We start from the raw sequence: 22,771 nt of genomic DNA, 5'->3' as shown, positions 1-22,771 counted from the left end.
GACCGTCTGATCGCCGTCGGATCGCCGTCCGGTCACGGGAAAGTGACGATCCCTCAACTCTGTGATCTTCACGTGATCTGCGCTGCATCGACTTGTGACAAGCGTTCGAGTGCGGATACGTTCACCCATCAATGCGGCCCATCTGCCGCAGTGGTCACCTGCTGTCACGCGAAAGGCTTCCGCATGCTCTCCGGGAACGGCCGTCATCGTCGCCCCCGTCAGGCCCCGGCCCTCATCGTCGCCGCAGGGGTGACCGGATCGGCGATCGCGATCCCGTTGCTCGGCGCCACCAGTGCGAGCGCGGCCGACGGCACCACCTGGGACCGGGTCGCGGAGTGCGAGAGCGGCGGCTCTTGGAGCGCGAACAGCGGCAACGGGTACTACGGCGGGCTGCAGTTGAGCCAGGAGAACTGGGAGAAGTACGGCGGTCTCGCGTACGCTCCGAGTGCCGACCAGGCCAGCCGATCGCAGCAGATAGCCATCGGGGAGAAGGTCCTCGACGACCAGGGCCTCGCCGTCTGGCCCACCTGCGGAACGCTCTCCGGGCTCAGCAAGCACTCGGGTTCGGTCGAGGTCGACACGGGAGTGGCGGACGACTCGTCCAGCTCGACCGACTCATCCGACTCATCCGACTCGTCCAGTTCATCCGGTTCGTCCGACTCCTCTTCCTCGTCCGATTCGTCCTCGACAGATTCGTCGTCGTCCGACGCCTCCTCGGGTGCGACCGAGAACTCGACGAAGTCCGACACCTCCTCCAGCGACTCTCAGGGTTCCGACAGCTCGGACACAGCTACGACGAAGAGTGATGACTCGGACAAGTCCGGGCAGAACGGCGACTCTTCGAGTGCGTCCGAGAGTGCGACGAGCGGGGCCGGGCGGCACCGTGGTGACAGTGCCGACGAGGGCGTGACGGCGGGTGCGACCGACGGTCGTACGGACGACACTTCCGGGCGGCATGCCTCTCGCGGCTCGGGCGCGTCCCGCGACGCCGCCGACGGTTCGTACACCGTCCGCACCGGGGACAGCCTCTGGACCATCGCCGACGCCCTTGACCTCGAAGGCGGATGGTCGGCGCTGTACGCCGACAACAAGGAGACGGTCGGCGTTGACCCGGACCTTATCCTCCCCGGTCAGAGCCTTTCAGTTGGTGCCGAATCGGGCGAAAAGTAGCGGGAGTTCGCGTCATGGTTCGCCGTGGAATGTCCGGTTTGGTGCGAGTGAGACATGAGTCTCAGAAGCCCTGATCGTCTTTGAAATTCCGGCGATCGCATGTCTACGGTCATCACCGCTCGCCACAGCGGGCCCCGACGGTCGCAACGCCGAATCCTGCCAACGGCCGTACGGGAACAGTCGACGCGTCAGCGCCGTAGGCAGGAGCGGGGGACCCAAGGTAAGCGCCGCGCCCGGTAGTTGACCGGGAGTGGCTTGGGGTGAAGTCGTACGTCCGACGTCGTGAAGACGAAAGGCGTACGACCGGGCACTCACCCGCCCGAACCCGACAGCTCACCTCGCAGGCGTCGGTGAGGGGATCTCTCCATGCTGTTTTCCAGCAAGGGCAAGCACCGCCGCCCGTCCAAGGCCACCCGTGTGGCCGCGCTCGCCGGTGTCACCGGTGTCGCCATCGCCGCCCCGCTGATGGCGGCCGGCAACGCCTCCGCCGCCACCGCCTCGGAGTGGGACACCGTCGCCCAGTGCGAGTCCGGCGGCAACTGGTCCATCAACACCGGCAACGGCTACTACGGCGGCCTGCAGTTCTCGGCCTCCACCTGGGCGGCGTACGGCGGCACCGCCTACGCGTCCACCGCTGACCAGGCCTCGAAGTCCGAGCAGATCACCATCGGTGAGAAGGTCCTCGCCGCGCAGGGCAAGGGTGCCTGGCCGACCTGCGGCACGGGCCTGTCGAGCGCCGCGTACACCGGTGGTGCGAGCACCTCGTCCTCGTCGAACAGCTCGCCGAGCACCAGCACCACCACCCGCTCGACGGACACCGCCGCCTCCCGTTCGGCGGCCCGCCCGGCCGCCGAGAAGACCGTCACCACCCCGACCGGCAAGAAGGTCAAGAAGGGCGACGGCGAGTACAAGGTCGTCAAGGGTGACTCCCTCAGCTCGATCGCCGAGAAGAAGCACGTCAAGGGTGGCTGGCAGCAGCTGTTCAAGCTGAACAAGGACATCGTCGACGACGCGGACTTCATCTTCCCGGGTCAGCAGCTTCACCTCAGCTGAACCACAGCCCTCTCCTAAGGGAGGCCTTCACACTGGAGGCCTCGTGAGGGTTCCCCCCCGTCCCCACGGGCTCCCCGCTCTGGTGCGTGTTCCCCCGTACGCACTGGAGCGGGGTTTTTCATTCCGTTTTTGTTCCGTTCTGGAACAATGTTTACTCTGAGTTCTGCCCAAGGGGTGGTCGACCGGCTGGCCGATCCTCCCGGGGCGGTTAGGCTCATCTCGCGGAGCCATCACAGGTTTCGCGTACCCGCGTCACATCCCAGAAGGAGATGCTCGTGCCGTCCATCGACGTCGTCGTAGCCCGGGAAATCCTGGACTCCCGAGGCAACCCCACGGTCGAGGTCGAGGTCGGCCTCGACGACGGCAGCACGGGTCGTGCCGCCGTTCCGTCCGGTGCCTCCACGGGTGCCTTCGAGGCCATTGAGCTCCGTGACGGTGACCCCAACCGTTACCAGGGCAAGGGTGTCGAGAAGGCCGTCCTCGCCGTCATCGAGCAGATCGGCCCGGAGCTCGTCGGTTACGACGCCACCGAGCAGCGCCTGATCGACCAGGCGATGTTCGACCTGGACGCCACCGACAACAAGGGCTCGCTCGGCGCCAACGCCATCCTCGGCGTCTCCCTCGCCGTCGCGCACGCCGCCTCCGAGGCGTCCGACCTCCCCCTCTTCCGCTACCTGGGCGGCCCGAACGCGCACCTGCTGCCCGTTCCGATGATGAACATCCTGAACGGCGGGTCGCACGCCGACTCGAACGTGGACATCCAGGAGTTCATGATCGCCCCGATCGGCGCGGAGTCCTTCTCCGAGGCCCTGCGCTGGGGCGCCGAGGTCTACCACACCCTCAAGAAGGTGCTGAAGACCAAGGGTCTGTCCACCGGCCTCGGCGACGAGGGCGGTTTCGCCCCGAACCTGGAGTCCAACCGCGCCGCGCTCGACCTCATCCTCGAGGCCATCAAGCAGGCCGGTTACGTCCCCGGCGAGCAGATCGCGCTCGCGCTCGACGTCGCCGCGTCCGAGTTCTACAAGGACGGCAAGTACGAGTTCGAGGGCAAGTCCCGCTCGGCCGCCGAGATGACCGAGTACTACGAGGAGCTCGTCTCCGCGTACCCGCTGGTCTCCATCGAGGACCCGCTGTACGAGGACGACTGGGCCGGCTGGAACGTCATCACCGAGAAGCTGGGCGACAAGGTCCAGATCGTCGGCGACGACCTCTTCGTCACCAACCCCGAGCGCCTCGCTCGCGGCATCGAAGAGGGCTCCGCGAACGCCCTGCTCGTCAAGGTGAACCAGATCGGCTCGCTGACCGAGACCCTGGACGCCGTCGAGATGGCCCAGCGCAACGGCTTCAAGTGCATGATGTCCCACCGCTCCGGCGAGACCGAGGACGTCACCATCGCCGACCTCGCCGTCGCGGTGAACTGCGGTCAGATCAAGACCGGCGCCCCGGCCCGCTCGGACCGCGTCGCCAAGTACAACCAGCTGCTGCGCATCGAGGAGATCCTCGACGACGCCGCGGTGTACGCCGGCCGCTCGGCCTTCCCCCGCTTCAAGGGCTGAGCCGCAGGCTCGTAGGAAGCGTCGTACGTACGTCCCCGTACTCGGTCCCGTACCGTGTGCGGGGACGTACGCACGTGACGGGCTTGTACTGGGGAGGCGGGACTCATGGCCGTGAAGGACCGGGACCGGTTCTCCACCACGACCAGGCTGCGGCTCCTCGGTGAGCAGACGGCGGCCCGGGTCTACCGCTCCCAGACCAAGCGGCAGGCCCGCCGCTCGCGGCTCACCGGGCGGGCCGCGCTCCTCGCTCTCGTACTGTGCTCCTTGATCGTGGCCCTCGCGTATCCGATAAGGCAGTACGTGTCCCAGCGCGCCGAGATCTCCGATCTCGAGCGGCAGCGGGAGCAGGCCCGCGCGCGGGTCGAGCAGCTGCGCGACCTCAAGGCGCGCTGGCAGGACGACGCGTACGCCGAGCAGCGGATCCGCGAGCGACTGCACTATGTGATGCCGGGTGAGACCGGCTACATCGTGATCGACCCGGACGCGGCGAAGCAGTCCCGCGCCGCTCAAGGGGCGGCCGACCGCCCCTGGTACGCCAATGTCTGGGACGGCGTGGACAAGTCCGACGCCGCCGACCAGTGAACTGACCAGAAAGACATGTGACTCACGGCATGGAAACGCCACCGCCGCCCACCCCGCGCACCGAGCCGACCGACGCGGATGTCGAGGCCTTCAAGCAGCAGCTCGGCCGGCCGCCGCGCGGGTTGCGGGCGATCGCGCACCGGTGCCCGTGCGGGCAGCCGGACGTCGTCGAGACGGCGCCGCGTCTTCCCGACGGGACGCCGTTCCCCACGACGTACTACCTCACGTGTCCGCGGGCCGCTTCCGCGATCGGGACGCTCGAGGCCAACGGCGTGATGAAGGAGATGACGGACCGTCTCGCCACGGACCCCGAGCTGGCCGCCGCGTATCGCGCCGCCCACGAGGACTACATCGCCCGGCGCGACTCCATCGAGGTGCTGGAGGGCTTCCCGAGCGCGGGCGGTATGCCGGACCGGGTGAAGTGCCTGCACGTGCTCGTGGCGCACTCCCTGGCCGCGGGGCCGGGGGTGAACCCTCTCGGGGACGAGGCGATCGCGATGCTGCCGGAGTGGTGGAGCAAGGGCGCCTGTGTGGTGCCGACGCCCACTTCCCAGGCGGAGATCCTGGAGCTCGGTGCCAATGGGGGCGGCTTCTTCGACACGTCCGTCACGGACGGGGAGGACACCAAGTGACCCGTGTCGCTGCCATCGACTGCGGCACCAACTCCATCCGGCTGCTCGTCGCCGACGCGGATCCGGAGACGGGTGAACTCGTCGACCTGGACCGCAGGATGACGATCGTGCGGCTCGGGCAGGGCGTCGACCGGACGGGACGGCTCGCGCCGGAGGCGCTGGAGCGGACGTTCGCGGCGTGCCGGGAGTACGCGGTGCTCATCAAGGAGCACGGCGCGGAGCGGCTGCGCTTCGTGGCGACCTCGGCGTCCCGGGACGCCGAGAACCGCGACGAGTTCGTACGGGGGGTCGTGGACATCCTCGGGGTCGAGCCGGAGGTGATCACGGGCGACCAGGAGGCGGAGTTCTCGTTCACGGGGGCCACCAAGGAACTGAAGGGCAGCGATCACCTCGCCAAGCCCTACCTGGTCGTGGACATCGGCGGCGGGTCGACCGAGTTCGTCGTCGGCGACGACCACGTGCGCGCCGCGCGCTCCGTAGACGTCGGCTGTGTACGGATGACCGAGCGGCACCTCGTGCGGGACGGGGTCGTCACCGATCCGCCCACCGAGGAGCAGATCGCGGCGATGCGCGCGGACATCGAGGCCGCCCTCGACCTCGCCGAGGAGACCGTCCCGCTGCGCGAGGCCCGCACCCTGGTCGGCCTCGCGGGCTCCGTCACCACGGTGTCCGCGATCGCGCAGAACCTTCCCGAGTACGACTCGGCCGCCATCCACCACTCCAGGGTCTCCTGCGACCGGGTCCGGGAGATCACTGAGTGGCTGCTGGCGTCCACGCACGCCGAGCGCGCCGCGATCCCCTCGATGCACCCGGGGCGCGTCGACGTCATCGCCGCCGGTGCCCTCGTACTGCTTTCGATCATGGAGCGGATAGGGGCGGACGAGGTCGTGGTGAGCGAGCACGACATTCTCGACGGGATCGCCTGGTCTGTGGCGTAGGCCATGGCTTGGTCTGTGGCGTAGGCCATGGCTCAGCCGTGGCCTGGGTCTCCTTTGACTACCTGTCGGTAGCCTCGGCTGAGCAGGTCGGATAACGTATGAGCGCGCCTGAGGGGCGTCGGAAAGCCCCTCGGCGACGCGCCCTCAGGAAACTTCGTGAAGTTCTTCACAAGGAAAAAGGCCCTGCTGGGCGCGGAATGGGCCCTGGGAGCCACCCCAGGGGGCTCAGGCGGTCCGGGGACGTGCTCACAGGAGTGTTCCGAGGGTGTCGCGGGCGGGTGAAACGGGGGCCTGGTCCGGTCCGTTCGGAGGGCCGGAGCGGCAGCTCACAGGGTGTTGACAACGGTCCCCACTACACGGTGGTTCCCCTTCACCGCCATGACCTGGGTCACGTGGGCCGCGCAGTGTAGCAGAGGCCCCACCCAAGCTTGTGAAGGGGCGCACGAGCGACCCCCCAAGACCGGGTGGATACTCGATGGCATGAGCACCACGGAGCGTCCCAGGATCCTCGTAGTAGGCGGTGGGTACGTAGGCCTGTACGCAGCTCGGCGCATTCTCAAGAAGATGCGCTACGGCGAGGCGACCGTCACGGTCGTCGACCCCCGGTCGTACATGACCTACCAGCCCTTCCTCCCCGAAGCCGCCGCCGGCAGCATCTCCCCGCGGCATGTCGTCGTCCCGTTGCGACGCGTGCTGCCCAAGGCGGAGGTCCTCACCGGCCGGGTCACCACCATCGACCAGGACCGCAAGGTCGCCACGATCGCCCCCCTCGTGGGTGAGGCGTACGAGCTGCCTTTCGACTACCTCGTCATCGCGATGGGCGCGGTCTCCCGCACCTTCCCGATCCCCGGCCTCGCCGAGCAGGGCATCGGCATGAAGGGCATCGAGGAGGCCATCGGCCTGCGCAACCACGTCCTTGAGCAGCTCGACAAGGCCGACTCCACGACCGACGAGGACGTCCGCCGCAAGGCGCTCACCTTCGTCTTCGTCGGCGGTGGCTTCGCCGGTGCGGAGAGCATCGGCGAGGTCGAGGACATGGCCCGCGACGCGGCCAAGTACTACACCAACGTGTCCCGTGAGGACATGCGCTTCATCCTCGTCGACGCCGCGGACAAGATCCTTCCCGAGGTCGGTCCGAAGCTCGGTCAGTACGGCAAGGAGCACCTGGAGAGCCGCGGGGTCGAGATCTACCTCTCGACGTCCATGGACTCCTGCGTCGACGGCCACGTCGTGCTGAAGAACGGCCTCGAGGTCGACTCCAACACGATCGTGTGGACGGCGGGCGTCAAGCCCAACCCCGTTCTCTCCCGCTTCGGTCTGCCGCTCGGCCCGCGCGGTCACGTGGACACCCAGACCACGCTCCAGGTGCAGGGCACGGACTACATCTGGGCCGCGGGCGACAACGCCCAGGTGCCGGACGTCGCCGCCCGCAAGGCCGGTGTCGAGAACGCCTGGTGCCCGCCGAACGCCCAGCACGCGCTGCGTCAGGCGAGGGTCCTCGGCGACAACGTGGTCTCCGGTATGCGGGGCTTCCCGCAGAAGGAGTACTCGCACTCCAACAAGGGTGCGGTGGCCGGTCTCGGCCTCCACAAGGGCGTCGCGATGATCGTCATGGGCAAGATGAAGATCAAGCTCAAGGGCCGTCTCGCCTGGTACATGCACCGTGGCTACCACGGGATGGCCATGCCGACCTGGAACCGCAAGATCCGTGTCTTCGCCGACTGGACGCTCGCGATGTTCCTCAAGCGCGAGGTCGTCTCGCTCGGCGCCATCGAGTCTCCTCGCGAGGAGTTCTACGAGGCCGCCAAGCCGGCGCCGGTCGCCGCCGCGCCGAAGACCGAGGAGAAGGCCAAGGCCTCCTGACCTCCGGTCACTGAACGCCCCGAAGGGGCCGCCCGCCATCCGTGGTGCGGGCGGCCCCTTCGGCGTTTTGGTGGGCGGAAATGCGTGGTGCCTACACCTATTTTGCGAAGCTGTAACGCGGAAGGGGGACTGCGCAAGCGACGCGTTGGTGTTTACGTGGTGTTGGAGCGTTCGGGAGTGTCGTCACGGAGGTGTGCGCCATGCAGGACGCCGCGCTGCGGCTGAAGAGCTTTGTCGAACAGTTGCTGGGGGCTCCGCTCCCCCTGCGCATCCGCGCCTGGGACGGTTCGGTGGCGGGGCCGCCCAGCGCCCCCGCACTGGTCGTACGGAACCGGCGGGCCTTGCGCCGACTGTTGTGGAAACCGGGCGAGTTGGGGCTGGCACGGGCCTGGGTCGCCGGGGATCTGGGCGTGGAGGGCGACCTGTACACCGCCCTGGACCTGATCTCCGGGCTCGTGTGGGAGCGGGGAGAGGACGCCAGGGGGCTGAGGGAGGCCCTGCGTGACCCGGAGGTGCGCGCGGGCGTCCGGGGGCTGCTGAGGATGGGTGGGCCGCCGCTGCCGCCCACCCCGCCCCGCGAGGAGGTGCGCAAACGCCGCCATCTGCACACCAAGCGCAGCGACAAGCGGGCCATCAGCCACCACTACGACGTGGGCAACGACTTCTACGAGATCGTCCTCGGCCCGTCCATGGTCTACTCGTGCGCCTACTGGGAGTCCCTCGAAAAAAGCGCCACGCTGGAGGGCGCCCAGCGCGACAAGCTCGAACTCATCTCGCGCAAGCTCGGCCTGAAGCCGGGTCTGCGGCTGCTCGACGTCGGCTGCGGCTGGGGTTCGCTGGCCATCCACGCGGCCCGCGAGCACGGCGTGAGCGTCGTCGGGGTGACGCTGTCGCACGAGCAGGCCGCGTACGCCCGTAAGCGGGTCGCCGACGAGGGACTGACCGACAAGGTCGAGATCCGGGTGCAGGACTATCGGGACGTCGCCGACGGTCCGTACGACGCGATCTCCTCCATCGGGATGGCCGAACACGTCGGCGCCGAGCGGTACCTGGAGTACGCCGAGGTGCTGTATCGCCTGCTGAAGCCCGGTGGCCGGCTGCTCAATCACCAGATCGCGCGGCGGCCGCAGCGGGAAGAATCGGCGTACTCCGTCGACGACTTCATCGACGCGTACGTCTTTCCGGACGGCGAGCTCGCGCCCATCGGCACGACCGTGACGCAGCTCGAACGGGCCGGGTTCGAGGTACGCGACGTCGAGTCCATCCGTGAGCACTACGCCCTCACGCTGCGCCGCTGGGTCGCCAACCTGGAGGCGCAGTGGGCGCGGGCCGTCCAGCTCACCAGCCCCGGCCGGGCGCGCGTCTGGCGCCTGTACATGGCGGCCTGCGCACTCGCCTTCGAGCACAACCGCATCGGCGTCAACCAGGTGCTGGCGGTCAGGGCACCGGAGCCGTCCGGCGCGTCCGGGATGCCGCTGCGGGCGCGTACCTGGAACTGACCCGTGACCCGCACGACAAAGGGGCCCCGTTCCGTCTGGAACGGGGCCCCTGCTTTTCCCCTGCCGCTATTCCGACTTGATGGCCGTCAGCATGTTCAGCCGGGCCGCCCGCCGCGCCGGCCACAGCGCCGCCAGGACGCCGACCGTCGCCGCGAGGAGGAGGAAGGCGCCCATCCGGGCCCAGGGCAGGACCAGTTCGTACGTCGCCATCTTGCTGCCCAGCAGCTCACCGGCCGCCCAGCCGAAGAACACGCCCAGGCCGATGCCGAGGACGCCGCCGAAGAGCGAGATGACCAGGGACTCCAGGCGGACCATCCGCTTGATGCCCTTGCGGTCGAGGCCGATCGCGCGCAGCATCCCGATCTCCTGCGAGCGCTCGAAGACCGACATGGCGAGGGTGTTGATGACACCGAGGACGGCGACGATCACCGCCATCGCGAGCAGGCCGTAGAGCATGTTCAGCATGAGGGTGAACATCGCCGCGATGCCGTTGGAGATGTCCTGCTTGTCCTGGACCTGGATGGCCGGGTTGTCGCCGAGGGCCGTCTCCAGCTTGTTCTTGGTCGCGTCGGACGCGCCGCTCGCCGTCTTCACCATGACCTGCATGTCGGGAGCGTCGGTCTGGTGGGGCGCGAGCGTGGCGTTGTCGAGGATGATGCCGTGGATCATCTCGTTGCCCTCGTAGACCCCCGCGACGGTCAGCCGCTGCTTCTTGCCGTCCTCGTACGAGACCGTGAAGTGCGAACCGGCCGTCCAGCCGTGGGACTTGGCGGTGTCCTTGTCCACGACCGTCCGCGTGCCGCCGACCTTGAAGGCGCCGTCTTCGATGGTGAGGTCGGTGAGCTTGGTGATGGACGCGCCGTTGACGCCGGTCAGGTACTCGGTCTGCTGGTCGATGCGCGAGGGCGCGTCGCGCAGTGAACTGGTGTCCGTGACCCCGTCGATTCCGGCGAGCTTCTTCTCGACGTCCGGAGAGAGCGAGTTGCCGTTCGCCATGGAGACGACGTAGTCCGCCTTGATCGCGGAACTGGCCATTTTGTCGATCGACTTCTGCAGGCTGCCCGCCACCACCGTCATGCCGGTGATGAGGGTGAGGCCGATCATCAGGGCGGAGGCGGTGGCGGCCGTGCGGCGCGGGTTGCGGACCGAGTTCTGGCGGGCCAGCTTGCCGGAGACTCCGAAGACACGGAGGACGGGCGCGGCGGCCGCGATCAGCGGGCGGGACAGCAGCGGGGTGAGGACGAAGACGCCGATGATGAGCAGGACCGCGCCGAGGCCCATCGGGGCCTGGCCGTCCGAGCCGTCCATGGTGGTCGCGTAGAGGACCACGGCGACTCCGGCGGCCGCGAAGAGGGCGCCGATCGTGTTCCGTACGACCAGGGACTTCGTGGTCGCCTTCGCGTGCACGCTGCTCATCGCGGCGACCGGCGGGATCTTCGCGGCCCGGCGGCCGGGCAGCCACGCGGCCAGCATCGTGATGAGGATGCCGACGAGTAGCGCCGTGGCGATCGTGCCCGGCGAGATCACCAGCGGGCCGTCCGGCACGGTGGCGCCGAGGGAGCCCATCAGGGAGCGCATGCCGGCGCCGATGCCGATGCCCGCGGCCAGACCCGCGACGGCGGCGACCGCGCCGACCACGAACGCCTCGATCAGCACCGACCGCGTGACCTGCCGGCGGGAGGCGCCGACGGCGCGCATCAGGGCCAGTTCCTTGGTGCGCTGGGCGACCAGCATGGTGAAGGTGTTGGCGATGATGAACGTGCCGACGAACAGCGCGATGCCGGCGAAGACCAGCAGGCCCGTCTTCATGCCGCTCATCGCCGAGGCGATCTGGGTGGCCTGGTCGTCGGCGAGCTGCTTGCCGGTGGTGGTCGAGGCGGTGTTCTTCGGGACGACCTCGTCGAGCTGGGTCCGCAGGGCGCTCTGGCTGGTGCCTGCCGCGGCCTTCACGTCGATCTCGTCGTACGAGCCGACCGAGTCGAAGAGCTTCTGCGCGGTGGCCGTGTCGAAGAGGGCGAGGCTGCCGCCCGCGGCGACGTTGCCGTCGTCGGTGGTGAAGATGCCGGTGATCGTGGGCGTCAGAACCGGCCCGTCGACCGACAGCCGCAGGGTGTCGCCGACCTTGTAGCCCGCCCGCTTGGCGGTCTCCGAGTCGACGGCGACCTCGTCCGTGCCCTTCGGCGCGTGACCGCTCGTCAGCGGATACCGGGGATCCTTCTGCCCCCAGTAGTTACCGCCCTGCGACTGGAAGCCGCTGCCGACGAGCTTGCCGTCCTTGTCGGCGATGGCGGTGAAGCCGTTCACGACGCCGATGGCGGAGGCGGCACCGGGGACCTTGGCGGCCTGGTCGAGCAGCGACTGGGTGAGCTTCGGCTCCTTGCCGACCGTGTCGCCCTTGTCCGCCTGGCTCTCCGGCTGGATGGCGACGTCGACCTGGTCGAAGCCCTTGGCGGAGCTCTTCTGGTAGGCGTCCGAGATGGTGTTGGTGAAGACCAGGGTCCCCGACACGAACGCCACGCCGAGCATCACGGCGAGCACGGTCATCAGGAGCCTGGCCTTGTGCGCGAGCACGTTGCGCAGGGCGGTACGGAACATGGGTGTCTCAGTCCAGGAGGTGAGGCTGTCTGCGGGTGGAGGGTGTGACCGTGGGAGGGCTTCGCCCCCGCCGCCCCTGCCCTCCCCAACTCTCGGCTTCGCTCGAGCGGGGGGCCCCCATCGTCCCTGGGGGCTGCCGCCCCCCACACCCCCGCTGTCGGCCTGACGGCCTCGTCCTCAAACGCCGGACGGGCTGAAAGTCTGCGGAGCCCCGGGAGGAGGGGACGAGTTGGGGCGGCGGGGGGCGAGTGGCCCCGGCGTCAGCTCGTGCGGCCCTTGCCGTCGAACTGCTTCATGCGGTCCAGGACGGAGTCCGCGGTCGGCCCGTACACCTCGTCGACGATGCGGCCGTCGGCGAGGAAGACCACGCGGTCCGCGTACGCGGCGGCGACCGGGTCGTGGGTCACCATGACGACGGTCTGCCCCAACTCCCGTACGGAGTTGCGCAGGAAGCCCAGTACCTCCGCGCCCGAGCGCGAGTCGAGGTTTCCGGTCGGCTCGTCGCCGAAGATGATGTCGGGCCGGGAGGCGAGCGCGCGGGCGACGGCGACGCGCTGCTGCTGGCCGCCGGAGAGCTGGGAGGGCCGGTGGCCGAGGCGGTCGGCGAGGCCGATCATCTTGATGACCGTCTCCAGCCACTCCTTGTCGGGCCTGCGGCCCGCGATGTCCATCGGGAGGGTGATGTTCTCCAGGGCCGTCAGGGTCGGCAGCAGGTTGAACGCCTGGAAGATGAAGCCGATCTTGTCCCGGCGCAGCTTCGTGAGCGGCTTGTCCTTGAGGGCGCCCAGCTCGGTCTCCCCGATGCGCACGGAGCCGGACGAGAAGGTGTCGAGGCCCGCCACACAGTGCATCAGCGTGGACTTGCCGGACCCCGAGGGGCCCATGATCGCCGTGAACTCGGCCTGCCGGAAGTCGACGGAGACCCGGTCGAGGGCGACCACCTGGGTCTCGCCCTGTCCGTAGACCTTCGACAGTTCCGAGGCGCGGGCGGCCACTGTGATGGTCCGGTCGGCGAGGGGAGTGTGGGTCACGGGAGGGTGCTCCTGTCGGGACGACGGCGTTCGGGAGGGACGTGTCCCATCGTCGTGGCCGATCGGGGCCGTGTAGTCAGCCGCTGTTCCGGTTCCGGGGGCAGCCTGCGGTCGGACCGGGAGCGCCGTTGTCATACCTGGGGATGACGGGGCTTCCCTGAACGAACTCCGGATACGCCGCCCGTGGCGTCCGCGGGCACGCCATCCGGGAGTCTCGGGGGACGAGGCCGTGGAGCCGCCCGTTGGGACGGTGAAATTCCGTCATTCCGCGTACGCGGCCGCAAGCCGTCCGAAAGGCTGTTGGCAAGTGCGGATGGCCCGTACCGAGGGCTGATGCTCCCTCAGACGTCAATAAAATAAGACAACATCGGGCTGCCCGTCCGCTGTTCGAGGGATGCGCCCCGATAGGCTCGGAACCTCGATGCGGAGCCCATGGCCTGCCCGGATGGTGGAATGCAGACACGGCGAGCTTAAACCTCGCTGCCCCTCGCGGGCGTACCGGTTCAAGTCCGGTTCCGGGCACCTCCGACCTTTTCCCGACCTTTTCCCGGCCTCCTCCTGGCCTCTCCTGACCGTTGACAACAGGCGTGCATGGGCGGAGACTCCCAGAATAGTGAAGAAAGTTTCACTATGCGAACGCAGTCGAATACGGGAACGCGAAGGGGCGTGCCGATGCGTACCACCGTCGGGATCATCGGGGCCGGGCCGGCCGGGCTCTTGCTGGCGAGGCTGTTGCACAACGCGGGGATCGAATCCGTTGTGCTGGAGAGCCGGGACCGGGCGTATGTGGAGCAGCGGCAGCGGGCCGGAATCCTGGAGCAGGGGACCGTCGATGTGCTGCGGGCCGCCGGGGCCGGGGAGCGGATGGACCGGGAAGGGCTGCGGCACGACGGGATCGAGCTGCGGTTCGGCGGGAAGCGGCACCGCGTCGACTTTCCCGCGCTGACCGGTGGGCGTTCCGTGATGGTGTACGCGCAGACCGAGGTGTGCAAGGACCTCATCGCCCTGCAGCTCAAGGAGGGCGGGCCGCTGCTCTTCGGGGCCGAGGCGCTGGCCGTCGAGGGGGCGGAGAGTGATCGGCCGCGGATCCGCTTCACGTACGAGGGGCACGAGGACGTGCTCGAGTGCGACTACGTCGTCGGGTGCGACGGCTCCTGGGGCGTGGCCCGCAAGGCGTTCCCCGCCGAGCTCTCCCGCGTCTTCGAGCGGACGTACCCCTTCGGCTGGCTCGGCATCCTCGCCGACGTCCCGCCCTCGCACGACGAGCTGATCTACGCCCGCCACGACCGCGGCTTCGCCCTGCTCAGCATGCGCTCGCCCGTCGTCTCCCGGCTCTACCTCCAGGTGCCCCAGGGCACGGACGCCCAGGCGTGGAGCGACGAGGAGATCTGGGACGAGCTGGCGCGGCGCTTCGAGACGGACGACGACTGGCAGCTCCAGAGGGGGCCCATCACCTCCAAGTCCGTCACCCCGATGCGGAGCTACGTCCACGAGCCCATGCGGCACGGACGGGTCTTCCTCGCCGGGGACGCCGCGCACATCGTGCCGCCGACCGGGGCCAAGGGGCTGAACCTCGCCGTCGGCGACGTCGTCACCTTCGCGCGGGCACTGACGCATCAGAAGGAGACGGGGTCGGGTGAGCGGCTCGACGCGTACTCCGAGACCTGTCTGCGCCGCGTCTGGCAGGCCGAGCGGTTCTCGTACGACATGACGACCCTGCTGCACCGGGACCCCGACGCGACCCCCTTCGAGAACCGGATCCAGCTGGCCCGGCTGGAGCGGGTCGCGAGCTCCCGGGCGGCCGAGACCGACCTCGCTGAGGGCTACACGGGCTTCCCCCTGCGGTAAGTACGGACTAAGCGCGCTGTCACGGCTTCGTACCAGTGCTCGCAGGGCCCAGGACACACGCGTACGGTGGCACCACAAGGGAAAGATCCTCCCCAAGCACTAGGGTCATTCCTTTGCCTACCTATTACTCTTGAGCCAAGGCCACGCAGGGTGGCCATGGAGGAGTGAAATGAGGAGCAGCAACCCGGTCTTCTCGCGACGGGGGTTCAGCCGCGACAACGGCTACGCGGGATTCAACGCGGCGCCGCAGGCCGGGGGACCCGCTGTCGGCACGCAGGGCAACCCGTACGCCCAGCAGGGCGGCAACCCCTACGCGCAGAATCCGTACGCCCAGCAGGACCTGCAGTACGGCGCTCCGCCGCAGGCTCCGGTCACCACCGGCCGTATGACGATGGACGACGTCGTCATGCGCTCGGCCATGACGCTCGGCACCGTCGCCGTCGGCGCCATCCTGGCCTGGGCCCTGCTGCCCGTGTCGTCCACCAGCTACGGCCTGGCCATCGGCGCCGCCCTCGTGGCGTTCGTGCTGGCCATGGTGCAGTCCTTCAAGCGCACCGCCGCGCCCGCGCTGATCCTCGGTTACGCCGCCTTCGAGGGCGTCTTCCTCGGGGTCATCAGCGAGATGTACAACAGCCAGTGGTCCGGCGCGCCCTTCCAGGCCGTGCTCGGCACCATGGCGGTCGCCGGCGCGACCCTGCTCGTCTACAAGGCGGGCTGGATCCGAGTGACCGCGCGGTACGCGCGCATCGGCATGACGATCGCCATCGCCTTCATCGTGGTCATGGCGGTCAACCTGCTGCTGGTCGTCTTCGGCGTCGCCCCGGACGGCGGGCTGCGCAGCATGGGCCCGCTCGGCGCGATCGTCGGCATCCTGGCGATCCTGATCGGCGCGTTCTTCCTCACCCTCGACTTCAAGCAGATCGAGGACGGCATCGCGTACGGCGCGCCCCGCGAGGAGGCCTGGCTGGCCGCGTTCGCCCTGACGGTGACCCTCGTGTGGATCTACGTCGAGATGCTGCGTCTGGTCGCCATCTTCAGCGGCGATGACTAAACAGGCCGGTAAGTGACATGAAGGGCCCGCGAACCACTGGTTCGCGGGCCCTTTGTCGTTGGATGCCGGTCGTCTCGGTGGTGCGCGCTCAGAGCAGTTTGCGCGCGGCCCTCCTCAGGTCGTACTCGTGAATGATCGCCTTGGCGTGGCCGTACGCGAGGTTGTGCTCGGCGCGGAGCCAGCTGACCTTCTCCTCGAAGCGGAAGAGAGCGGGGCCTTCGTCGACGGTGCGCAACCAGTCGGAGATTTCACGACCGGTGCAGTGGGGGATGCGGGCGAGCAGATTGCGATGGGTCTCCTCGGAGAAGACTTGGGACATCGGCGCCTCCGGACGCAATGGGGATGTAAGCCGGTCCTTCACGCCACCGTGCCTGAGGGTTGGGTTGTTGGCAACAGTCCTGGTGCGGCGCGTAGTCTCGCGGCGTGCTTGATACGACGCCGCTGACCCGAGCCGTGGACCACTTCGCCGACCGGTTGCGGGCCGCGCCGCAGAGCCGCCTGCAACGGGGGGCTGCCGCCGAGGCACTGGGTCTGGCCAGGGAGTTGGCACGGCGTGCCCAGCTGTTGGAGGACCCTTCCGCGGAGCCCCGCGAGATGCCCGACGCGGGGATGTTCGCCGCCGCCGATCAAATCACCGTCGCCGTGCACGATTTGGCGGTCGTACTGAAAGACGAGGGGGAACTGGCGGAGGCGGTGGTGCTCGTGGCGGAGGCACAGAAACGCGCCGGAGTCTGATCGACTCCGGCGCGGCGGCTCTTTCTCAGAGCGACGCTATGACGCGGCTGCTCTTCGTCGGAGGGATGCCATGACGCGGCTGCTCTTCGTCTTCGTCAGAGGGACGCTATGACGCGGTCCGCCAGGATGTACACGCTCTGCTCGCCGCACGCGAAGGTCAGGGCGTACGCGCCCGACACGCCGGAGCCGCCCAGCAGGACCGGGCTCTCGCCCGCGCGCAGGGCCGCGGCCAGCTGCTCCGCGGTCTCGCGGTGGCCCGGGGTCATGCACAGGGTCGTACCGTCCGCGAAGACGTAGACGTCGAGGGTGCCGAGGGGGCCGGGGCGGACGTCCGCAAGCTCCGTGCGGGACTCGGCGAGCTCCTCCAGGCAGGCCACCGTGCGTTCGTGGTCGTTCGCGACGGGTGACTGGACCGGTACGAAGTCCGGGTGCGAGGGGTGCCGGCGGCGGGCCGCGGCGAGTTCGGGCGAGTCGCCGGCGAACTCCTCGGCGTCCAGGTCCGGCTCGGTCACCGGCTCCAGGTGCTCAAGGCCCACGAAGTCCGACGCGCGGGGCATGAACAGTTCGCTGTCGGGCAGGCCGAGCAGTGAGGGCGCGTCCGAGGCGTCACGCGCCTCCTGGGCGGCCCAGAACGCCCGCGCCTCGGCGAGCTCCCGCTCCCGCTCCTCGGCGAGCGCCTCGGCGACGGCAGCGCGTATCTCGTCCGCGTCGGCGGCTGTGCGCGCGGCCGGTACGAGGCCCCGCGTGGCCGCGGCGGCGCGGCTCTCCGCGAGGTCGGTGTGCAGGGCTGCGACCTGCCTGCGCAGACCCCGCAGGGTGCGCAGTACGGCGACGCCCACGGCCGCGGTGGCGGCGGTGGTGAGCAGCAGAGCAATCGGCATGGCGCTCACTGACGTACTCCCGGTTCAAAGTCGACCCCCGACTTCCTACATCAGCTTGAAGGGCGGACTAACCAGCTGTCAGTGCGTAACGTCACGAAAGGGGCAGGACTTTGGCCCTGATGTTTAGTTGCGCAACGGCTCTGACCTGCGGAAATCGCTTTCCAGGGGGAGATAGGTCACATCTTGGGGGGGATTGGATCACAAATCGGCCCAGAGTCCCGGTGGTTACGGGGTTCTGGGCCGATTCGGTCACACTGGGTTCAACTGCGGTTACCCGTACGGGATCAGCTGAGGCGCTCGATGACCATCGCCATGCCCTGGCCGCCGCCGACGCACATCGTCTCCAGGCCGAACTGCTTGTCGTGGAACTGGAGGCTGTTGATGAGCGTGCCGGTGATGCGGGCGCCGGTCATGCCGAAGGGGTGGCCGACGGCGATGGCGCCGCCGTTCACGTTCAGCTTGTCCAGCGGGATGTTCAGGTCGCGGTAGCTCGGGATCACCTGGGCGGCGAACGCCTCGTTGATCTCGAACAGGTCGATGTCGTCGACCGTCAGACCGGCGCGCTGGAGGGCCTGCTTGCTGGCCTCCACCGGGCCGAGGCCCATGATCTCGGGGGACAGGCCGGTGACGCCGGTCGAGACGATGCGGGCGAGCGGGGTGAGGCCGAGCTCGCGGGCCTTCGTGTCGGACATGATCACGAGGGCGGCGGCGCCGTCGTTGAGCGGGCAGCAGTTGGCGGCCGTGACGAGGCCGTCCGGGCGGAAGACGGGCTTGAGGCCCTGGACGCCTTCGAGGGTGACACCGGCGCGCGGGCCGTCGTCCTTGCTGACGACCGTCCCGTCCGGGGTGGTGACCGGGGTGATCTCCCGCTCCCAGAAGCCGTTCTTGATGGCTTCCTCGGCGAGGTTCTGCGAGCGGACGCCGAACTCGTCCATGTCCTGGCGGGTGACGCCCTTCAGGCGGGCCAGGTTCTCGGCGGTCTGGCCCATCGCGATGTACGCGTCCGGGATCAGGCCGTCCTCACGCGGGTCGTGCCACGCCGAGCCCTCCGTCTGCGCGACGGCGGCGGTGCGGGCCTCCGCGTCCGCGAAGACGGGGTTGTGCGTGTCGGGGAGGCCGTCGCTGGAGCCCTTGATGCTGCGCGACACCATCTCGACGCCCGCGGAAATGAAGACGTCGCCCTCGCCCGCCTTGATGGCGTGCAGGGCCATGCGGGAGGTCTGGAGGGAGGAGGAACAGTAGCGGGTGATGGTGCAGCCCGGGAGGTGGTCCATTCCCATCTGTACGGCCACGATGCGGCCGAGGTTGTGGCCCTGCTCGCCGCCGGGGAGGCCGCAGCCGAGCATCAGGTCGGCGATGTCCTTCGGGTCCAGCTCCGGGACCTTGGCGAGGGCGGCCTGGATGATCGTGGCGGTCAGGTCGTCGGGGCGCACGTCCTTCAGGGAGCCCTTGAAGGCGCGGCCGATCGGGGAGCGGGCGGCTGAGACGATCACGGCTTCGGGCATCACGGCTCCAGTAAGAAGGGGCGGCGCGTAGCGCCTCGTTGAGGGGTGGTGGTCGGGCGACGGGTGGGAGTACGGGGGTTGGGTAGGGCTGGTTGGGAAGTTACCCGTACGTACCGTCCGGGTCACCGATCTGGGAGTGTGACTCCGGCCGCACTTTTCTAAGCGCTTGCTTTTTTCGGGCGGGGGCGCCTTGAGCGGGTTTCGCCCCCTCCGCCCCTACCCGTCCCGTACCTGGGGGCTGCGCCCCCAGACCCCCGCTTCGGCCTGGACGGCCTCGTCCTCAAACGCCGGACGGGCTGGAGACAGCCCCTCCGGCGTTTGAGGAGCGGGGTCTGGGGCGGAGCCCCAGGAAGGGACGGGTAAGGGTGGCGGGGGCGAGGAAAGCCCTGCGGTCAGCTGGAAGGGGCCGGAGCCGGGTCCGTGGCCGGGAGGCGGCGGCGTCGTCGGCGCTTCAGGAGGGCCCAGGGGCCGCGCGGACCCGTGGGCATCGCGGCGGTGACCTCGGTACCCGGCTCCGACGCGGCCTCGGCAGCCGCACGGGCCACCGGCAGGAAGCCCTCGCGGCGGGAGACGTCCGGGCGTTCCTCTTCCGCGGGCCAGAGGCCAAGCGCCGCGCAGACGGTGGGCAGGACGGCCATGGCCGCCGTCGCGTACCCCTCCGCCGAGGGGTGGTAGTTGTCGGGCCCGAAGAGCTCACGAGGGTTCGCCTCGAACTCGGGGCCCAGCAGGTCGCCCAGCGACACCGTACGACCGCCCTGCTCGACCGTACCGATCGTCTGCGCGGCGGCGAGCTGCCGCGACGCCCGCCGCGCCAGCCACCGCAGCGGCTGCTGGACCTGCTCGACCGTGCCCAGGTCGGGACAGGTGCCGACCACCACCTCCGCACCCGCGGTGCGCAGCCGCCGTACCGCCGAGGACAGGTGACGCACCGAGCGCGTCGGCGGCATCCGGTGCGTCACATCGTTCGCGCCGATCATGATCACGCAGATGTCGGGTACCCGGGAGGTGTCCGCGAGGGACAGCGCTACCTGGCGGTCCAGGTCGTCCGACTGGGCCCCGGGCAGCGCCACGTTCACCAGCTCCACCGGCCGCTCGGCCACCGCCGCGAGCCCGGACGCCAGCAGCGCGCCCGGCGTCTGGCGGGCCCGGTGCACGCCCTGGCCCGCGGCTGTGGAGTCACCCAGCATCGTCAGCCGCAGCGGCGGTTCCTCGAGCCCGGCGTACTCGTACCCGTACAGGCCGTCCGCGCGCGGCGCGTGACTGTGTCCGTTGCCCACATGGCGCTTCGCCAGCTGCACCTCGGCCAGCACCAGCCCGACGGCGGCCGCGCCGACCAGGCCGACACCACCACCGCCGTACGCCGCGCCCGCCGCGATGCGCCGGGCCACCCTCGCCCTCGACATGCGTCGCCGCCACCTCCTCGTAGCCGTACAACCACTGCTTGCCCCGTGGAGGCGGTCGGCCAATCTCAACGGCGCGTGAACGGTGACCCGGGGCCGTAGGCTGACGGAACCATCCCTTTTAGAACGCAGCTCCGGAGACAACGGTGCAATTCCACGACTCGATGATCAGTCTCGTCGGCAACACCCCGCTGGTGAGGCTCAACAACGTGACCGCGGGCATCCAGGCGACCGTCCTGGCGAAGGTTGAGTACTTCAACCCCGGCGGGTCCGTGAAGGACCGCATCGCCCTGCGCATGATCGAGGCCGCGGAGGAGAGCGGCGCCCTCAAGCCGGGGGGCACGATTGTCGAGCCGACCAGTGGAAACACCGGCGTGGGCCTGGCGATCGTCGCTCAGCAGAAGGGGTACAAGTGCATCTTCGTGTGCCCCGACAAGGTGAGCACCGACAAGATCAATGTGCTGCGGGCGTACGGGGCCGAGGTCGTCGTCTGCCCGACGGCCGTCGATCCCGAGCACCCCGACTCGTACTACAACGTGTCCGACCGGCTGGTGCGCGAGACGCCCGGTGCCTGGAAGCCCGACCAGTACTCCAACCCGAACAACCCCCTCTCGCACTATCACTCCACCGGCCCCGAGCTGTGGGAGCAGACGGAGGGGAAGATCACCCATTTCGTGGCGGGTGTGGGCACCGGTGGCACCATCTCCGGGACCGGGCGGTACCTGAAGGACGCCAGTGACGGCACGGTCCAGGTCATCGGCGCCGACCCGGAGGGGTCCGTGTACTCCGGCGGTTCCGGGCGGCCGTACCTGATCGAGGGCGTCGGCGAGGACTTCTGGCCGACGGCGTACGACCGTACGGTCGCCGACGAGATCGTCGCCGTGTCCGACAAGGACGCCTTCCAGATGACGCGCCGGCTCGCGAAGGAAGAGGGGCTGCTCGTGGGCGGCTCCTGCGGCATGGCCGTCGTCGCCGCGCTGCGGGTGGCCGAGCGGCTCGGGCCCGACGATGTCGTCGTGGTGCTGCTGCCGGACAGCGGGCGCGGGTACCTCAGCAAGATCTTCAACGACGAGTGGATGGCCGACTACGGGTTCCTGGAGGACTCCGGGCCGAGCGCGCGCGTCGCTGACGTCCTCGACGACAAGGCGGGCGGCTCCATCCCCTCGCTCGTCCACATGCACCCGGAGGAGACGGTCGGTGAGGCGATCGAGGTGCTGCGCGAGTACGGCGTCTCGCAGATGCCGATCGTGAAGCCGGGCGCCGGTCACCCGGACGTGATGGCCGCCGAGGTCATCGGGTCCGTCGTCGAACGGGAGCTGCTCGACGCGCTGTTCACCCAGCGCGCCTCCCTGGAGGACCCGCTGGAGAAGCACATGTCGCCGCCGCTGCCGCAGGTCGGCTCCGGCGAGCCGGTCGGTGACCTCATGTCCGTGCTCGGCACCGCCGACGCGGCGATCGTCCTCGTCGAGGGCAAGCCCACCGGTGTCGTCAGCCGCCAGGACCTGCTGGCCTTCCTCGCCAAGGGCGGCGCCAAGCAGTAGGAGCGCGCCAGGCAGGAGGGGTGCGCCAAGCAGGAGGAATGCGCCGGGCAGCGGGAAGAGCGGCGGGAAGAAATCTCCTGAGGTTCCCCTCCTAAGAGGCATCTTCCGGCCCTTTCGGCGGGGAACTTCGCGGAAGTGGTACGAGCGCGTCACGTCCGCGCAGCACCCGCTTAACACGGGTCCGGCACATTAGTGGGTGTCGGCAGGGCGGGAGCGGCTCCCCGCCCCGGCCGGCACCAAAACGGCGCCAAGGACCTCCGGAGCGGCTCCCGGACCTCCATGGACGCCAAGGACGCGCAAGCCCGGTCCTGACCCGGCCCGCGTCCCTCGCGGGGACCGCCGTCGTCCCGCCCCCCGGTAACGGGGGTGCGGCGGTCCCCGCGCAACACGTGAGAAGGGCCCGGCAGCTGTCACCACAGCTGCCGGGCCCTTTCGCGTTGCGCGCTTTCGCTCACTCTTCCCAGTCCGAGTCCTGCCCGTTCTTGCGGCGGCCGAAGAAGTTCGGGGACAGCCGAGCGGCCTGGACCACGTTGACCCCGACGATGCCGCCCCAGGCGACCAGCAGACCGGGCAGGTGCGCGACCCCGCCGCCGATCGCGGACAACGGGATCGCGAGGACGAGCGAGACGATCCCGAAGCCGAAGCGCTCTCCCCAGGAGTCGGACGACTGGGGCGAACGCGCCCCGCGGGCCACCACCATCTGCTGCTCGGCGAGCTGGCGCCGCACCCGGCGGTCCACCGCGCCGTCCAGGCGCTGTTCGACCTTCTCCAGGAACGAGTCGACCAGCGCGGACTCGTACTCCTCGCCCAGCTCCTTGCGCGCGTGCAAGGTGGCGTCGAGTTCCTTCTTCAGTTCGGCGTCGCCGCGGGCTTCCCTACCAGTCATGGTGT

The 22,771-nt window shown here is 69.3% G+C and carries 19 protein-coding genes, 1 tRNA gene and 1 riboswitch; of the genes, 13 read left to right on the top strand and 7 right to left on the bottom strand.

Going from position 1 to position 22,771, the window contains the following annotated elements; translation table 11 throughout:
* Window positions 1–183: 183 nt before the first annotated feature.
* The 8 genes from ACZ4WS_RS22565 (at window position 184) to ACZ4WS_RS22530 (ending at window position 9,293) form a co-directional block, all read left to right on the top strand.
* Window positions 184–1,170: a LysM peptidoglycan-binding domain-containing protein gene (locus ACZ4WS_RS22565; protein ID WP_467982928.1), complete on the top strand. Its 987-nt coding sequence runs from the start codon at window positions 184–186 to the stop codon at window positions 1,168–1,170.
* Between the two features lie 182 nt (window positions 1,171–1,352).
* Window positions 1,353–1,532, top strand: a riboswitch (cyclic di-AMP (ydaO/yuaA leader).
* Between the two features lie 4 nt (window positions 1,533–1,536).
* Complete coding sequence (locus ACZ4WS_RS22560) at window positions 1,537–2,223, top strand: transglycosylase family protein (RefSeq protein WP_467982926.1); 687 nt, start codon at window positions 1,537–1,539, stop codon at window positions 2,221–2,223.
* A gap of 269 nt (window positions 2,224–2,492) precedes the next feature.
* Window positions 2,493–3,779 carry a phosphopyruvate hydratase gene (gene eno, locus ACZ4WS_RS22555; protein WP_356275861.1) on the top strand — a complete coding sequence of 429 codons (1,287 nt, stop codon included), beginning with the start codon at window positions 2,493–2,495 and terminating at the stop codon, window positions 3,777–3,779.
* A gap of 105 nt (window positions 3,780–3,884) precedes the next feature.
* Window positions 3,885–4,361, top strand: a complete 477-nt coding sequence (locus ACZ4WS_RS22550; RefSeq protein ID WP_467982923.1) for an FtsB family cell division protein — start codon at window positions 3,885–3,887, stop codon at window positions 4,359–4,361.
* Window positions 4,362–4,390: 29 nt separating this feature from the next.
* On the top strand, window positions 4,391–4,993 hold the full coding sequence (locus ACZ4WS_RS22545; protein ID WP_467982922.1) for a DUF501 domain-containing protein: 603 nt from the start codon (window positions 4,391–4,393) through the stop codon (window positions 4,991–4,993).
* Window positions 4,990–5,931: a Ppx/GppA phosphatase family protein gene (locus ACZ4WS_RS22540; protein WP_467982921.1), complete on the top strand. Its 942-nt coding sequence runs from the start codon at window positions 4,990–4,992 to the stop codon at window positions 5,929–5,931. The genes ACZ4WS_RS22545 and ACZ4WS_RS22540 overlap by 4 nt, the downstream gene beginning before the upstream one ends.
* A 480-nt stretch (window positions 5,932–6,411) precedes the next feature.
* Window positions 6,412–7,794 carry an NAD(P)/FAD-dependent oxidoreductase gene (locus tag ACZ4WS_RS22535; RefSeq protein WP_467982920.1) on the top strand — a complete coding sequence of 461 codons (1,383 nt, stop codon included), beginning with the start codon at window positions 6,412–6,414 and terminating at the stop codon, window positions 7,792–7,794.
* 200 nt (window positions 7,795–7,994) lie between these two features.
* Entirely contained in the window at window positions 7,995–9,293 is a 1,299-nt protein-coding gene (locus ACZ4WS_RS22530) for a class I SAM-dependent methyltransferase (RefSeq protein WP_467982919.1), read from the top strand.
* Window positions 9,294–9,359: 66 nt separating this feature from the next.
* Here the strand turns inward: ACZ4WS_RS22530 and ACZ4WS_RS22525 are convergent, their stop codons facing one another.
* On the bottom strand, window positions 9,360–11,888 hold the full coding sequence (locus ACZ4WS_RS22525; RefSeq protein WP_467982918.1) for an ABC transporter permease: 2,529 nt from the start codon (window positions 11,886–11,888) through the stop codon (window positions 9,360–9,362).
* 260 nt (window positions 11,889–12,148) lie between these two features.
* Entirely contained in the window at window positions 12,149–12,919 is a 771-nt protein-coding gene (locus tag ACZ4WS_RS22520) for an ABC transporter ATP-binding protein (RefSeq protein ID WP_467982916.1), read from the bottom strand.
* Between the two features lie 439 nt (window positions 12,920–13,358).
* Here ACZ4WS_RS22520 and ACZ4WS_RS22515 point away from each other — a divergent pair.
* From ACZ4WS_RS22515 to ACZ4WS_RS22505, 3 genes are all read left to right on the top strand, one after another.
* Window positions 13,359–13,441, top strand: a tRNA-Leu gene (locus ACZ4WS_RS22515).
* A 150-nt stretch (window positions 13,442–13,591) separates the two neighbouring features.
* On the top strand, window positions 13,592–14,767 hold the full coding sequence (locus ACZ4WS_RS22510; RefSeq protein ID WP_467982914.1) for a 4-hydroxybenzoate 3-monooxygenase: 1,176 nt from the start codon (window positions 13,592–13,594) through the stop codon (window positions 14,765–14,767).
* A 169-nt stretch (window positions 14,768–14,936) separates the two neighbouring features.
* Window positions 14,937–15,818: a Bax inhibitor-1/YccA family protein gene (locus ACZ4WS_RS22505; RefSeq protein WP_467982912.1), complete on the top strand. Its 882-nt coding sequence runs from the start codon at window positions 14,937–14,939 to the stop codon at window positions 15,816–15,818.
* 88 nt (window positions 15,819–15,906) lie between these two features.
* On the opposite strand, the gene ACZ4WS_RS22500 is transcribed toward ACZ4WS_RS22505, so the two are convergent.
* Window positions 15,907–16,137 carry a DUF4287 domain-containing protein gene (locus ACZ4WS_RS22500; protein ID WP_128375861.1) on the bottom strand — a complete coding sequence of 77 codons (231 nt, stop codon included), beginning with the start codon at window positions 16,135–16,137 and terminating at the stop codon, window positions 15,907–15,909.
* Between the two features lie 104 nt (window positions 16,138–16,241).
* Between ACZ4WS_RS22500 and ACZ4WS_RS22495 the strand changes: the two genes are divergently transcribed.
* Window positions 16,242–16,553, top strand: coding sequence for a hypothetical protein (locus ACZ4WS_RS22495; RefSeq protein WP_467982909.1), 312 nt, complete (start codon window positions 16,242–16,244; stop codon window positions 16,551–16,553).
* Between the two features lie 95 nt (window positions 16,554–16,648).
* On the opposite strand, the gene ACZ4WS_RS22490 is transcribed toward ACZ4WS_RS22495, so the two are convergent.
* From ACZ4WS_RS22490 to ACZ4WS_RS22480, 3 genes are all read right to left on the bottom strand, one after another.
* On the bottom strand, window positions 16,649–17,434 hold the full coding sequence (locus tag ACZ4WS_RS22490) for a hypothetical protein (protein ID WP_467982908.1): 786 nt from the start codon (window positions 17,432–17,434) through the stop codon (window positions 16,649–16,651).
* Between the two features lie 284 nt (window positions 17,435–17,718).
* Window positions 17,719–18,939: an acetyl-CoA C-acetyltransferase gene (locus ACZ4WS_RS22485; RefSeq protein WP_467982907.1), complete on the bottom strand. Its 1,221-nt coding sequence runs from the start codon at window positions 18,937–18,939 to the stop codon at window positions 17,719–17,721.
* Between the two features lie 392 nt (window positions 18,940–19,331).
* Window positions 19,332–20,342: an SGNH/GDSL hydrolase family protein gene (locus ACZ4WS_RS22480; protein ID WP_467982905.1), complete on the bottom strand. Its 1,011-nt coding sequence runs from the start codon at window positions 20,340–20,342 to the stop codon at window positions 19,332–19,334.
* A 143-nt stretch (window positions 20,343–20,485) separates the two neighbouring features.
* Here ACZ4WS_RS22480 and ACZ4WS_RS22475 point away from each other — a divergent pair, with 143 nt between their 5' ends.
* Entirely contained in the window at window positions 20,486–21,880 is a 1,395-nt protein-coding gene (locus ACZ4WS_RS22475) for a cystathionine beta-synthase (protein WP_467982904.1), read from the top strand.
* Between the two features lie 451 nt (window positions 21,881–22,331).
* Here ACZ4WS_RS22475 and ACZ4WS_RS22470 read toward each other — a convergent pair whose 3' ends face one another.
* Entirely contained in the window at window positions 22,332–22,766 is a 435-nt protein-coding gene (locus tag ACZ4WS_RS22470) for a hypothetical protein (RefSeq protein WP_467982902.1), read from the bottom strand.
* Window positions 22,767–22,771 lie beyond the last annotated feature (5 nt).

It is taken from the genome of Streptomyces sp. NPDC029292 (genome assembly GCF_055569295.1).
Note: the sequence above shows the minus strand (reverse complement) of the source record. Positions and strands in the feature narration are given on the sequence as shown.

Coding starts and splice junctions, on each gene's coding strand:
- ACZ4WS_RS22550 (WP_467982923.1), top strand. CDS start 3,885: ATGGCCGTGAAGGACCGGGACCGGTTCTCCACCACGACCAGGCTGCGG.
- ACZ4WS_RS22510 (WP_467982914.1), top strand. CDS start 13,592: ATGCGTACCACCGTCGGGATCATCGGGGCCGGGCCGGCCGGGCTCTTG.
- ACZ4WS_RS22505 (WP_467982912.1), top strand. CDS start 14,937: ATGAGGAGCAGCAACCCGGTCTTCTCGCGACGGGGGTTCAGCCGCGAC.
- ACZ4WS_RS22470 (WP_467982902.1), bottom strand. CDS start 22,766: ATGACTGGTAGGGAAGCCCGCGGCGACGCCGAACTGAAGAAGGAACTC.
- ACZ4WS_RS22535 (WP_467982920.1), top strand. CDS start 6,412: ATGAGCACCACGGAGCGTCCCAGGATCCTCGTAGTAGGCGGTGGGTAC.
- ACZ4WS_RS22480 (WP_467982905.1), bottom strand. CDS start 20,342: ATGTCGAGGGCGAGGGTGGCCCGGCGCATCGCGGCGGGCGCGGCGTAC.
- ACZ4WS_RS22490 (WP_467982908.1), bottom strand. CDS start 17,434: ATGCCGATTGCTCTGCTGCTCACCACCGCCGCCACCGCGGCCGTGGGC.
- ACZ4WS_RS22525 (WP_467982918.1), bottom strand. CDS start 11,888: ATGTTCCGTACCGCCCTGCGCAACGTGCTCGCGCACAAGGCCAGGCTC.
- ACZ4WS_RS22560 (WP_467982926.1), top strand. CDS start 1,537: ATGCTGTTTTCCAGCAAGGGCAAGCACCGCCGCCCGTCCAAGGCCACC.
- ACZ4WS_RS22485 (WP_467982907.1), bottom strand. CDS start 18,939: ATGCCCGAAGCCGTGATCGTCTCAGCCGCCCGCTCCCCGATCGGCCGC.
- ACZ4WS_RS22530 (WP_467982919.1), top strand. CDS start 7,995: ATGCAGGACGCCGCGCTGCGGCTGAAGAGCTTTGTCGAACAGTTGCTG.
- ACZ4WS_RS22565 (WP_467982928.1), top strand. CDS start 184: ATGCTCTCCGGGAACGGCCGTCATCGTCGCCCCCGTCAGGCCCCGGCC.
- ACZ4WS_RS22500 (WP_128375861.1), bottom strand. CDS start 16,137: ATGTCCCAAGTCTTCTCCGAGGAGACCCATCGCAATCTGCTCGCCCGC.
- ACZ4WS_RS22545 (WP_467982922.1), top strand. CDS start 4,391: ATGGAAACGCCACCGCCGCCCACCCCGCGCACCGAGCCGACCGACGCG.
- eno (WP_356275861.1), top strand. CDS start 2,493: ATGCTCGTGCCGTCCATCGACGTCGTCGTAGCCCGGGAAATCCTGGAC.